Here is a 13,702-nt window from a genome sequence, read left to right on the forward strand (position 1 = left end):
GCGGTTTGCCGCGCTTGTTGCAGTTGTGCTTGTTGTACCTTCTCTGCGCCATCAAGGGCGGTTCCGGCTTCGGCCAGGGCCGCCTTTTTTTGAGCCTTCACCGTCACTCTTACAGAACAGAAAGCCAGACCGATGCCCGTCCCCGCCGCTGCCCCCGTGACCACCGCCGCCACTCTTTCAGAACGCCTGATCAGCCTCGACGCCTTCCGCGGCTTCGTGATCCTGGCCATGATCTGGGTTAACTACATCGGCGAAATGCCCGGCATTCCGTACTGGCTGAAACACGCGGGCCACGGCGCCGACGGCATCACCCTGCCCGACCTGGTATTCCCCGGCTTCCTGTTCATCGTCGGCATCGCGATTCCGCTGGCGCTGCATAAGCAGCGCGGCCAGTTCAGCGCCGCGCTGCTGGGCAAGCTGTGCTGGCGCGCGGGCAGCCTGATGGTGGCCGGCCTGGTGCTGGTCAACGCCTACCGCTACGACGCCGACGCGGCGCTGCTGCCGCGTCCGTTGTACTTCTTGCTGTTCTACGTGGCGATGATACTGTTGTGGCGCCAAAGCGATCACAAGACGCCGTGGTTTTACCTCGGCGCGGCGCTGATGCTGTTCTTGCTGGCCACGTTCCGGGGCAAGCTGAACGAGGAATTCGACGCCGTCTGGCTGCAGCACAGCTGGTGGGGCATCCTCGGCATGATAGGCTGGACCTATCTGCTGTGCAGCCTGATCTACCTGGCCACCAAGGGCGACAATACCGCGCTGATGGCGGCGTTCGGCGGCTTGATCGTGCTGTACATGGGCGGCGAGGCGGGCCGGCTCGACTTCTTGCCTGAGCAACTGCGCAACTTCGTCAACCTGCCGCAATTGCTCGGTTCAACCGGCGCCAATGTACTGGCCGGCACGCTGGTCGGCAACCTGTTCCTGCGCGGCGCGGCCGGCGATACGGCCAGCCCGCACCGCCGCCGCATCAAGTTCATGGCATGGTACGCGCTCGGCCTGTTTTGCGCCGGCATGCTGCTGCGGCCCTACCATCACATCAACAAGATCATGGCCACCGAATCCTACACGCTGGTGTGCGCCGGCCTGATGCTGGCGCTGTTCCTGCTGTTTTACATCGTCATCGACGTCTTGAAATGGCGCGCCTGGACCGTGTGCCTGCTGCCGGCCGGCACCAATGCCTTGTTCGCTTATATCGCGCCGGACTTGTGGGAGCAATTGGCGGCGGTGCTGCATCTGCCGCGCTTCTGGTGGCCTTATCTGGAATCGGGCGGCGGCGCCGGCTTGATCAACGCCGCCGTCGTCACCGTCCTGATGATGCTGCTGACCGCGCTGGCCAGCAGGGCTGGCTTGCGCCTGAAGTTTTAAAGCTTGATATAGATCTTGCGGCGGTCCATCCAGTAGCCGATCAGCCAGCACAGCAGCGTGAAGCACAGCGCGAACAGCAGCGAAGCAAGGTACGGCTGGCCCAGGCCCTGGAAGCAGGTGCGGTACAGCCAGCCGTAGCCGTTTTCGGCCCCGATGCGGATGTTGAAGCTGATGATCACCAAGAGTTCCGACAGCAGGAAAATGAACAGCGTGTTCTTGCCGAAGACTTCAAAGAAATACGTCCAGCGCACGATTTTCTTGAACTCGATGAGGTAGATCAGCAGCGGCAAGATCAGCAAGTCGAGGCCGATGCTCAGCAAAACGTAAGGGCTGGTCCACAGCTTTTTATTGATCGGGAATACCGTGTTCCAGCACAGCGCGACCACGATGCAGATCAGGCCCGCCGCCACCAGCCGTATCAGCGTGGTCCGGGTATTGCCCGACTGGCGCAGGAAATTGCCGGCCAGATAACCGGCGATGACGTTGACGATGGCCGGCAAGGTGCCCAGCAACCCTTCCGGATCGAAGGGAATGCCTTCGCCGTGGTATAGATGGTTTTCGCCGAGCAGCAGCAAGTCGAATTTGACGGCCGCATTGCCGGCCAGCGTATAGTCGCCGAACTGGGCCAGGATCGCCCAGTAGCCCAGCAAGGCGACCCCGCTGAAAATCAGCGCGCCACGGGTTTTCCAGTAATGCAGCACCAGCGACGCCAGCAGATAACACAGCGCGATGCGCTGCAAGACGCCGGGTATGCGCGTGTGCGACAACGGCGCGAACGCGAAATTGCCGGCCGCATCCGCCTTGAAGAAGGGAAACCAGTACAGCAGGAAGCCCAGCAGGAACATCAGCAGGCTGCGCGTCAGCAGCTTGTGCAGCACCGCCCGGTCGCCCATGGTTTCATACTTGCCCAGCGCAAAACTCATCGCATTGCCGACCACGAACAGGAAGCTCGGAAACACCAGGTCGGTCAGCGTAAAACCATGCCATTCGGCGTGCAGCAAGGGCGCGTACACGGTGCCCCAGTCGCCCGGGGTATTGACCACGATCATCAACGCGAGTATCAGGCCGCGCAACACATCGAGCGCAAGATAACGCTGGCTCATCGGCGTTCCTCCGGCGCGAGCAAGTCGGCGGCCAGGGCCTGGCCCAGCCGGTGGCCGGCATCGTCGCCACTCAACTCCCAGAACATGCCGCCGCGTAGCCCCTTGGCCTTGATGTAGCGGTTTTTCTCGCGCAGCGATTGCGTATCGTCGTAGCTGATGAACACCTGGCTGGCCGGGTTGTACAGGTAGGGCACTTTGGCGGCGCTGTTCCAGTGGCGCGTAAAGCCGTTGCCGCCACGCTCGGGCTGGCCGTCCACGCCCGGCACCAGGTAACCTTGTTCGACCAGGTGGGCGTAGCTGAAGGTCGGCGTGTCGGCGTTGCCGGCAGCCGCACCGCCGCAGGCCTGGTACAGTCCGTCGCCGCGCGGACCGGCGGCGCAAGCGCTCCAGCCGTAGCCGTAAAACGGCATGCCCAGCACCAGCTTGGCGGGCGCCACGCCGGCAGCCAGGAAGCGCGACACGGTAGTGTCGGCATCAAAACCGGTGGCGGCCGCAGGGTCGGCCGGGTCGGCGTACAGCGGCGCGACGGCGCCATTGTTTTTATCCCACACGCCGTGGTAATCGTAGGTCATCAAGTTGATCCAGTCCAGGCTGCGCGCCAGTTCGACGATCCATTTTGTGCTGTCGGCGCCATCGCGGTCCTTGACAAAACCGCTATGCGCGCCGGCCGCGATGGTGATCAGGTAATGCTTGCCGTCGGCCTTGCCGGCCAGGTCGAACGCGCTGCGCAATTCGCGCGCCAGCGCGATGTAATTCTGCTTGTCGGCCGGCCGGTTGCAAACATGGCCGGCGCTGCACGGCACGCCGACCGCGGTCGGATGCTCCCAGTCGATATCCAGGCCGTCCAGTTGAAAACGACGCAGCATGGCCAGCGACGATGCGATGAACGCGCGGCGCGTGGCCGGCGTGTGCGCCATGTCGGAAAAACGGTTGGACCAGTCCCAGCCGCCGGCCGAGAGCAGCACCCGCAAGGCCGGGTTTTCCTTTTTCAGCGCGGCCAGCGCTTGCAGGTTGGCGGCGTCGGCTTGCGGCGCGGCCAGCAGCAGCGTGCCGTTGGCGGGGCTGGCCGGCCGGCCCTTTTCATCCAGGCAGGGCTTGACGCCGCCGGCGGCCGGATCGGGATTGCCATGCCGGCCATCCCAGCATATATCGGCAAACGCATACTGGATCACGCTGACATGATGCGGATTGATATTCTGCCGGGTGACCGGGAATGCCGCCGATTTCCAGCCCGGATAATAGGCCACGATTTCATGGGCCGGCGCGGCGCCGGACGACAGCAGCGGCAATAGCAGCGGTGCGCAGGCCAGCATCCGCAAACAGGAGTGTAAAAGGGTCATCTGCACCATCTCGTTCATCAAAAAAAACAGGAAAACCCCGGCCGGTGTGTCACCGGCCGGGTTCACGCTAAAAACGCCTTAGATCTTGGCGCGCAATCCGAAATAATACTGGCGGCCATTCGAATACAAGGCGGTCGGCTGGTCCTTGTTGGCGCCGTAATACTTCAGCACGGCGTTGTTCAGGTTCAGCACGTCGAAGGTCAGCGAATAGGTCTCGTTGATCTTGTAGTTCAGCGACGCCGCCAGGTTGCCGGTGCCGGCCACATACTGCGGCGAGCTGCTGAACAGGCCGGCCAGGAAACTCGAACGGTAGGTGTAGGCCAGGCGCGCGCTGAGATGCGCGTCCTCATAATACCCTTCCACATTGTAAGTGCCCTTGGAGCTGCCGACCACCGCCGCGCCGTCGGCCGCCTTGCCGTCGGTGTAGGTGTAATTGCCGACCACGCCGAAGCCGCCCCACAGTCCTTGCTGGTAGCTCAGTTCGACGCCCTTGTTCTTGGCGCCGATATTGGTCGGCGACTGGATCACATAGGTATTGAGCTTTTTAAAGGTGTTGTTGTAGTACGTGACCGGCGCGGTGCCGAAGGTCACGTAGGACGACATGTCCATGTAAAAAGCGCCGACCGACAGCATCGCCTTCGGCGCGAAATACCATTCCAGCGTGGCGTCGTAATTGGTCGAGCGGATCGGTTTCAAGTCCGGATTGCCGCCGGTGCCGGTCAACAATTGATCGTTCAGGTTGACCGCGCCGACCAGCGCGCTGTAATCGGCGCGCGCCATGGTCTTGGCCACGGCCGCGCGCGCCACCAGCTGCGGCGACAGGTCGAACTTGAAGTTCGCGCTCGGCAGCACGTCGGTATAGGTATGCTCGACCAGCGTCGGCGTGTACAGGCCGAACACATTGTTTTGGCCGATCGGGTTTTCGCCGCCCGGCACATTGGTGATCGTCGCCTGCTGGGTGCGCACCACGCGCACGCCGACATTGCCGCGCCATTTGTCGCCGGCCAGGTTGGCCATCGCATAGATCGCGCTGTTCTTTTCGCGGACATCCAGCTCGGCCGGCCAGTTTTGCGAATTCGGCCCGCCCGAGGTGTCGTATTTGTCGGCCCATGCCTGCAGCGCGGCCGGGTCGAGTTGCCAGTAGCGCCCTTTCGGACCGCCGCCGAGGCCGGAGCCGTAATTGCCCGGGTAGGTGCCGCCATTCCAGACCGGCAAAGGCGCGTTGGTGGTGCCGTCGCACAGCGCGCAGCTGCGGTTTTCCGGCCACGCCACATTGCGGTGATGTTCGTTGTAGCGCACGCCGAACTTGGCCGATTCGAAGATGCCGTTGCCGATGCTCAGTTCGCCATCGGCCTGCGCATATTTTTCAGTATCGAGGGTCTTCACCTGCGAACCCCAGGCCGACGCCGTCACGACGTTGCCGAACTTCGATATATCGAGGCCGGGGAAAGACATTTGCGCGGCCGACAAGCCATTCAATTTGTACGATACGCCGATGCCGGTGATGCCCGCCTCATAGCCCAGGTCGACCGGGGTTTCGCCGATGCCGCGCGTGTAGCCGGCGCTGCCGGACAGGCGCAAGCGATCGCTGGCGCGGTAGCTGGCATTGAAGTCCAGGTAGCCGGTCGACGAATTCGAGCCGGGCCGGTAAATCTGGTCCACCAGCGCCGGATACAGCTGGCCGTTGTAGCCGGTGGTCCCGTTCGCGGCCGGATATTGCGAGGCCGGGATATCGGCCGCCACCAGCGTATTGTTCTTGATGGTGTAGCTGCTCGGGATCACGCCGACATGGTTGCCGTTATTATCGACCGCGTTCAGGTTGGCGCCCGGCTGGTTGTAAAAACTGCGGTTGTAATTGGCCGCGTCGAGCTTGGAGGTAAAGCCGTTCAAGTCCAGCATCCAGTCGGCATTCGGTTTCAGCTGGATGTCGATGCTGCCGCCGGTGCGCTTGCGGACTTGCTCGAACAGCGCGGAATTGATGCCCAGCGGCGCCAGCACGCCGGCCAGTTCCGGATGGGCCTTGGCGGCCGGGCTGTTGGCGTCGATTTCACCGTAGCCGAAAAATTCCTGGCCATCGCGCCGCTCATGGCGTTTTTGCGAAAACACTTGCAGCATCACGCCGAGGTTTTTTTGCTCGTTGCGCCAGTTGAACAAGGCGCTGATTTGCGGGTCGGTCTTGTCCGGCAAGTCGGCGTGGATCGCTTGCAGCGACAGCTCGGCCGTGAACGGATTCTTGAACGACAGCGGCTTGCGGGTTTCGATATTGATCGAGCCGGCCACGCCGCCTTCGACCAGGTCGGCCTGGGCGCTTTTTTGCACCGTCACGCGGCTGACGATCTCGGCCGGCAGCAAGGCGAAGCTGACGCTGCGTCCGACAGTGCCGACCTGGTCGGTGACGAACCAGTCGCCGGTGCCGACCGCGTGGCCGTTGATCAGGGTCTGGGTCAGGCTCGGGCTGGTGCCGCGGATGCTGACCCGGTCATTCTCCGAAAAACCGCCCTCGCCGCCGGCCGACGATGAAATATTCACGCCCGGCACGCGCTGCACCGCGTCGGCCACATTCTTGTCGGGCAGCTTGCCGATGTCTTCGGCGGTGATCACATCGATCACCGAATCGCTGTTGCGCTTCTGGTTCAGCGATTGCTGCAGCGAGGCGCGGATGCCGGTGACGACGATTTCCTGCATATCCGGCGCAACCGGCGCGGTTTGCTGGGCTTGCGCCGCGATGCTGACGGCCAGCAGGGCCACCGCCGCCGCAACGGGTGTCAATACAGGTGCCAAACGACTGTTCATAAACTCTCCTCGATAGTGGTGATGCCCGCCGGCCGGGCCGGGCTGTTTTTTTATGGGGTACGGCTAGAACAACGACAAGCCAAACGAACGACAGCACTGTGCCGGCTGGCGCCGAAAAAAAAAGGCAAGCCTCTGAAAACGGAGACTTGCCTTGAGAGATACCGAGGACCGCCGCTGCCCACACCCCCGTGTGAACAGCGGCCGCTTTGATTACATCTTGCCTTGCAGCGCCAGGTAGATCTGGCGGCCGTTCTTGTAGAACGAGCCCGGGACATCGTCGATGCCTGGAGTCTTGATGACCGAACGTACCATCGGATTGTTCAAGTCCTTGCCATCGAGCGTGATCGCCAGGTTTTCCGTCAGCTGGTACGCGATCGACGCCGACAGCGTGCCGATCGAACCTTGATACGCGGCGCTGTTACGGCTGGTGCCGTTCAGGAAGCCGGAGCGGAAGTTATAGGTCAGGCGCGCGCTGAACTTGTCGTTTTCAAAGAAGCCGCCAACGTTATACGCATTACGCGAAGTACCGATCAGCGTGCAATCCGGGCTGATCGGATCGGCGCAAGGCGAGCCGAAGACATTGCCGGTTTCCTTGCCATTGGTATAGGTGTAATTGGCATTGACGCCAAAACCGGCCGGCAAGGCTTGCACATAAGCCAGTTCCAGGCCCTTGACTTCAGCCGTGGTATTGAATGGCGTGCCGATCTGATACACGGTGTTTTTCTTCTGCAACTGATTGTAGAAGGTGCCGGTGGTTTTGCCGTAAGTCACATAACCGTCGAGCGCCGAGAAAAACGCATTAGCCGATACCATCGATTTTGGCTCGAAGTACCATTCCACGCCGATATCAGCATTGTTGGCGCGGATAGGACGCAGGTTAGGATTGCCGACCACGCCGAACAGCTGCTGGTCGCGCAGGTCCAGGCCGGCCATCATGCCCAGCTCAGGACGCGCCATGGTGCGGCTGGCGCCAAAACGGACCACCACGTCTTTCGCGACATCCAGGCGGAAGTTAGCGCTAGGCAAGAAGTCGTTATACGTGTTGGTGTAGTTCAGCAGCTTGTACTCGCCAGCGGCATTGAGTTCGTAGCGGTTGACGTCTTCCTTGGTATGCACGATGCGCACGCCGAAGTTACCCGAGAAGCCTTCGGCGCCGAAATTTGCCATACCGTAGACCGACTGGGTCGGTTCCTTGATGGTGAACTCGTTTTGACGCAGGTGGCCCGAATAATTCGCATACTTGCTCAGCCAGTTATTCACGGCGTCTTTCGAGAAAGTCCAGTAACCGGCGCCGTTGGTGCCCAGATCCCTGAAGCCGCTTGGGAACGAGACCAGGCCGCCCAGCGGCAGATTGGCAGGGTTGCCCAATGCATTCGCATCGGTCGAGCCCTCGACATTCGAATTGATGCCGATGGCATCGAGCGTGCGCTTGTGCTCGGCGATCCGCGCACCGAATTGCAGCGACGAGACGACCGGCAAGTCAAGTTTCAACGTAGCGTCGACCTGGCCATAGTTTTCCTTGTCGATCGCTTTCACGTGGGAACCATAGGTGTACGGTTCGCCGCTGACGCCGCCGATCGAGAACTTGTCCGCGCCTGGAATCACGTAATTGATTGGATTCTTGGCGCCGTTCATGCTGTAACTACCGCCCTGGAACGGCATCCACACGCCCAGCGCGCCGCTGACGGTTTCGCCGACGCCGCGGGTGCTGCCCACTTTGGTGTTCAGGGTCAGGCGGTCATTGACGCGGAATTTACCGTCCAGGTTGATGAAGTCGGAATTGCTCTTTGCCACAGGTCGGCTGAATTCTTCCTGCACCGCGCCCGAAATACCGGCGCAGCTAGGGCAATTGGCCGGCAGGTTGGCGTTCAGGCTGGTCAGTACGCCGCCAGCCACGCTACCGCTGAGGTTACCAGCCGGGAAGCCCGGAGGCGAAGCCCAGGTCGTGCCGAACGCGCGGCCCAGCGATTGCATGAAGTTGTGATTGATGTTAGGCGCATCGAGCTGCGAGTGGAACAGCGTCAAATCCAGCATCACGTCCTTGTTTGGCTTGATCTGTACGTCAAGCAGGCCGCCGTCGCGGGTACGGGTCTGCTCAAACCATGCCGTGCCGCCCAGGTAGTTGGCCTTGGCGCCGCTGGCGCCAGGGATCTCGTTGGCAATTGGCGAACCTGCTTCGACCGGATCGTACCAGACGCCGTTTTCCTGGCCATAACGGCTCAAGGTGCGTTTTTGATGGAAGCCCTGCAACAATACCCCCAAGGTATTGCTATCGTTTTTCCACGCCAGCATGCCGCTGACTTGCGGATCGGTCTTGCCTGCGTTGGAGGAATACACCGCCCCCAGATTGACCTGGCCGGTAAACGATTTCTTGAAATCCAGCGGTTTGCGGGTTTCGATATCGACCACGCCTTCGGCGCCGCCTTCCAGCAGATCCGCTTGCGAACCCTTGTGCACGGTGACGCGGCCGATCAGCTCCGATGGAAACAGCGAGAAGCTGACGCTGCGGCCGCCGCCGATGATGTTGTCGGCGAACCAGTCGCCGCTGCCGACCGAGTGGCCGTTGAATGTGGTCAAGGTCAGGCCGAACGGTGTGCCGCGCAGTGCCACGCGGTCGTTTTCGCCGAAGCTGCCTTCGCCGCCGCCGGCTGCCGCGACGCTGACGCCTGGCAAACGTTGCAGGGAGTCGGCGATGTTTTTGTCCGGCATCTTACCCACGTCTTCCGCGGTAATGACTTCGACCAGAGTGTCGGAATTGCGTTTTTGGTTCAGCGATTGTTGCAAGGATGCACGAATACCGGTCACCACGATTTGCTGTTCTTCTTGCGGCGCGGCAGTTGTCTTGGCCGCGGCCGCATCAGCTTGCTGTGCCTGTGCAGAAAAACTGGCGCCCGCAATCAGGATCGCCACGGCGGCGGCGATCGGTTTCAAATGGGTGCGTGATGCATTACCAGGTGTCAAATTGCGTTTCATTTACTCCCCCTTGATGTCGGCTTCAGAGTGAAACCATTCATTTTTAATGTGGATCTTGTTTCCATTCAACCAGTTGAGCGGCATCCTGCAGATCCTTCGGCACAACCACTTACAAAACCAATTCAACGCCAATATACTACTAACCAATACCAGAACACTACCAGTTGAAATATTTTTTTCATATCGTTGTTTGGAACAGACAAACCACTTTTGAGCGACCTAGTCCTGCCCTATGGAGAACAGCTGCAGGACAGATAATAGTTACATGTTGATTATATTTAAGACAAGATAAATTGGTTTGACCCCGGTCTTTTTTTGGTATTATCCAGCGACCCAACCACACACAGAGCGCGCACGTTTTCCACCCCAAGCGCCGTAACGGAGATCCGCACCGTATGACAACCCTGGCTCATATCATGCATAGCCTGGGGCAGACCAGCAGCCTGCCCCTGTACCAGCAATTGCAGCGTGCATTGCGGGAGGCGATCGACAAGCGCATCCTGGGTCCCGACGAAGCCTTGCCGGCCGAACGCCAGCTGGCGACCGACCTGGCGGTGTCGCGCATCACGGTGCGCAAGGCGATCGACGGCCTGGTCAGCGAGGGGCTGCTGGTGCGGCGCCCTGGCTCGGGCAACTTCATCAATACCAGGATCGAAAAGAACTTCGCCAAGCTGACCTCGTTTTCCGAGGACATGCGGGCGCGCGGACGCACCCCGCGCAGCGTCTGGCTGAAGCGTTCCGAGGGCACGGTAACGCCGGAAGAAGCGCTGCGGCTGCGGCTCAGCCCGGGCGCGCCGGTATACCGCTTCAACCGCATCCGCTACGCCGACGAAGTACCGATGTGCCTCGAATACGCCACCATCGTGGCGGCTTGCCTGCCATCGCTGCAGGCGGTCGACATCTCGATGTACGATGCGCTGGAACAAGCCGGCAACCGCCCGGTGCGCGCCTTGCAGCGTCTCAGCGCGCTGTTGCTGAATGCCGAACAGGCCACCCTGCTGCAAGCGCAGGAAGGCGACGCCGGCCTGTCGGTCGAACGGCTGGGTTTCTTGCGCGACGGCCGCGCGGTGGAATTTTGCCGCTCCTACTTCCGTGGCGACATGTATGACTTCGTGGCCGAGTTAAGTACCAATTAAAGCCAGGCTAATACCATGGCCTGGCGGCGGCAGACCAGCCAGCGGACATAAAAAAAGCGCCAAGGCGCTTTTCTTATCGATGCGATTGACTTAACGCCTGCTCTTATCCCCGGCTGCCGCCGCAGTGGCTTTGCTCTGGTCGCCGGCGATGACGATGCTCAGTTTGGCCGGGTCGATCGCCTTGCGGAACGCCGCATTCACGTCGGCCACCGTCAACGCCTGCAGCTGGTCTTCGTATTGCTTGCTCCACGCGAAGGTACGGTCCAGGTACAGGAAGCCGGACCAGCCGCCGGCCAGCACATTGTCTTGCGCCCGGTTTTGCAAACGCTGCTGCAGGATGCCGGACTTGGCGCCAGCCACTTCGGCCGCCGTAAAACCGTCCTTCAACGCGCGCGCCAACTCCTCGCGCAGCGCCGTTTCCAGTTTTTTCAGGTTTTGCGGCGCGGCGATGGCGCTGATCGTGACATTGCCGGCGCGGTCGGTATCGCTGACGCTCAGGCTGGAACCGCCGCCATACGACAAGCCGTCTTTCTGGCGGATGCGGTCCATCAGACGCGACTTCAAGCCGCCGTCGCCGAAGATGTAATTGGCCAATTCCAGCGCCGGATAATCGGCGTCGTCGCTGCGCAGGTCCAGGTTCAGGCGCGCCATCAGCACGCCGTTTTCCTTGTCCGGCGTATCGATGTTCTTGTGCAGCGGCGCAACGTCAAAATTGCTGTTGTCGACCCGCGCGTAATGGGCCTTGCTATCCCAGCCGCCGAAGCTGTCGGCGATGGTCTTGCCCACCGCCGCCGGGTCGAAATCGCCGACGATCGCCAGTTCGCCTTGCGACGCGCCATAGAAATCGCGGTGGAAAGCCTTGACGTCGTCCAGCGTGGCCGCCTGCGCCTGCGCCACCTGTTCGTCATAGGTGGCGACGGCGCGCACGTCGCCTTTCGGGTAGCGGTTGAAATATTCATCCATCGCGCGCATGGCCACGTCTTGCGGGTCGTTGCGGTTCGCTTCCAGGCCGACGATCCATTGCTGGCGCAATTGCTCGAATTCGCCCGCCGGGAAGCTCGGCTCGCGCAGCACATGGGCCACCAGCCGCAGCGCCGCGTCCAGGTTGTCGCGGGTGGTCGTGAAGTGATACAGGCTGCCGGAAATCTTCAGCTTGTCGGAGGCATCCTGCAATTGCTCGCGGCTATATTTGCTGGTGCCGCGCGTCAGCATCGCATCGGTCAGCGACTGGATCGCATTCTTGCCGAACAGATTATGTTCGTCGCCCCAGTGCAAACGCAAATCGACCGATACTTCCTGCCCCCGGCTTTTCTTCGGCAGCAGCGCCACTTTCAAGCCGCCGATGGCGCTCACTTCGGTGCGCGCCAGGATGTTGGCCTGGCTGGGATCGAAATCCTCGCCGGCCAGCGTCGCCGCCTTGCCCTTGAAATCCTTCATTACGTCGGCCACGGCGGGCGCGGCCGGAATCTCGGCGCGCTGCGGCGCATCGTCCGGCAAGAAGATGCCGATGGTACGGTTATCGCGCCGGAAATAACGCGCGGCGGCCTGGCTGACTTGTTCCGAGCTGATGTTCGGCAATTCGTCGCGCCCCTGGAACAGCAAGCGCCAGTCGCCCAGCGCGATTTGCTCCGACAGCGCCACGCCGACGCTTTGCGGATTGTTGAGGGACTTGTCGATTTCATTGGCGTAATTCATGCGCACGCGCGCCATTTCCTCCGGCGTCGGCGGCGTCTTGTAGAAGTTCTCGACCGCATCGATCAGCGCGTCTTGCACCGGGGCCAGCGGATCACCCTTCTTGACCACCGCGCCGATGATCTGCAAACCGGGCGCATAACCGGCTTGCGAAAAACTGAACACGTCGACCGCCTTGCCGCTTTCGACCAGCGCCTTATGCAGCCGCGCGCTGGCGCCCGAGCCGAGGATTTCCGACATGAAACCGAGCCGGTCGCTGTCAGGATGCAGCGCGGCCGGCACCTTGTAAGCCAGCGCGACGACCTGGATGTCGCCCTGGCGCCGCACGGTAAAACCGCGCTCGCCATCCTGGGTCGGCTCGACGGTCCAGAACGGCGGCAAGACGCGTTTCGGTTTCGGAATCGCGCCGAAACCCTGGCTGATCCATTTCAGCGTCTGGGCCGGATCGAACTTGCCGGCCACCAGCAACACCGCATTATCGGGCTGGTAATACGTGCGGTAAAACGCGCGCAGGTTGTCGATCTTGACGTTTTCGATATCGCTGCGGTTGCCGATCGTCGCGCGGCCATAGCTGTGCCAGTCGTAGGCCACGCTTTGCATGCGTTTGAGCAAAACGCTGAACGGCGAATTCTCGCCGCTTTCATATTCATTGCGCACCACCGTCATTTCCGAATCGAGGTCTTTCTTGTCGATAAAGGAATGCACCATGCGGTCCGCTTCCATGTCGAGCGCCCATTTCAGGTTGTCGCCGCCCGCCTGGAACACTTCGTAATAATTGGTGCGGTCGTCGGTGGTGCTGCCGTTGAATTCCATGCCGCGGTTGGCGAATTGCTGCGGGATGCTGCGGTTCTTCGGGGCCCCCTTGAACATCATATGTTCCAGCAAATGGGCCATCCCCGTTTCGCCATAATTTTCATGCCGCGAGCCGACCAGGTACGTGACGTTGACCGTCACGCTGGGTTTCGACGCATCGGGAAATAACAGCACTGTCAAGCCGTTCGGCAAGCGGTATTCGGTAATGCCTTCAACCGATGGTCCTTTGACAATGCCGGCCGGCAAGGTTTGCCCGGCGGCGATGCCGGGTCCGACAAAAGTAAAGGCGCACAGCAACAGCCCGGCTTGTTTCCAGTAAAGTGATGTCATGTGATATTGGTAATGAAGGGATACGGCAGATTATGCGCACGAGACCATGCCTGCGGCAAGCGCGGATGTGCAGCGGCATGGCAGGAAGCGGCGATCAGGGTGGTCGGTATCAATGGTAGGTAACGATAAGGGTGGCCGGGGAACCATCCCCTGCCACCGC

7 protein-coding genes are annotated in these 13,702 nt (G+C 61.2%); 2 read left to right on the top strand and 5 right to left on the bottom strand.

The annotated features are described in order from the left end of the window. Window positions 1-132 precede the first annotated feature (132 nt). On the top strand, window positions 133-1,362 hold the full coding sequence (locus GJA_RS19295; protein ID WP_081905494.1) for a DUF5009 domain-containing protein: 1,230 nt from the start codon (window positions 133-135) through the stop codon (window positions 1,360-1,362). On the opposite strand, the gene GJA_RS19300 is transcribed toward GJA_RS19295, so the two are convergent. From GJA_RS19300 to GJA_RS19315, 4 genes are all read right to left on the bottom strand, one after another. Beyond that, window positions 1,359-2,465 carry an acyltransferase family protein gene (locus tag GJA_RS19300; protein ID WP_038495473.1) on the bottom strand — a complete coding sequence of 369 codons (1,107 nt, stop codon included), beginning with the start codon at window positions 2,463-2,465 and terminating at the stop codon, window positions 1,359-1,361. The genes GJA_RS19295 and GJA_RS19300 overlap by 4 nt on opposite strands. Further along, on the bottom strand, window positions 2,462-3,805 hold the full coding sequence (locus GJA_RS19305) for a glycoside hydrolase family 18 protein (protein WP_051781463.1): 1,344 nt from the start codon (window positions 3,803-3,805) through the stop codon (window positions 2,462-2,464). The genes GJA_RS19300 and GJA_RS19305 overlap by 4 nt, the downstream gene beginning before the upstream one ends. A 78-nt stretch (window positions 3,806-3,883) precedes the next feature. Beyond that, complete coding sequence (locus tag GJA_RS19310) at window positions 3,884-6,598, bottom strand: TonB-dependent receptor (protein ID WP_038495475.1); 2,715 nt, start codon at window positions 6,596-6,598, stop codon at window positions 3,884-3,886. A 210-nt stretch (window positions 6,599-6,808) separates the two neighbouring features. Continuing rightward, entirely contained in the window at window positions 6,809-9,571 is a 2,763-nt protein-coding gene (locus tag GJA_RS19315; protein ID WP_038495477.1) for a TonB-dependent receptor, read from the bottom strand. Window positions 9,572-9,966: 395 nt separating this feature from the next. Between GJA_RS19315 and GJA_RS19320 the strand changes: the two genes are divergently transcribed. After that, window positions 9,967-10,707: a GntR family transcriptional regulator gene (locus GJA_RS19320; RefSeq protein WP_038495480.1), complete on the top strand. Its 741-nt coding sequence runs from the start codon at window positions 9,967-9,969 to the stop codon at window positions 10,705-10,707. A gap of 90 nt (window positions 10,708-10,797) precedes the next feature. Here GJA_RS19320 and GJA_RS19325 read toward each other — a convergent pair whose 3' ends face one another. Beyond that, entirely contained in the window at window positions 10,798-13,542 is a 2,745-nt protein-coding gene (locus GJA_RS19325) for a M16 family metallopeptidase (protein ID WP_038495483.1), read from the bottom strand. Between the last annotated feature and the right edge of the window lie 160 nt (window positions 13,543-13,702).

The sequence above is a fragment of the Janthinobacterium agaricidamnosum NBRC 102515 = DSM 9628 genome (assembly GCF_000723165.1).
GTDB lineage: Bacteria > Pseudomonadota > Gammaproteobacteria > Burkholderiales > Burkholderiaceae_D > Janthinobacterium > Janthinobacterium agaricidamnosum.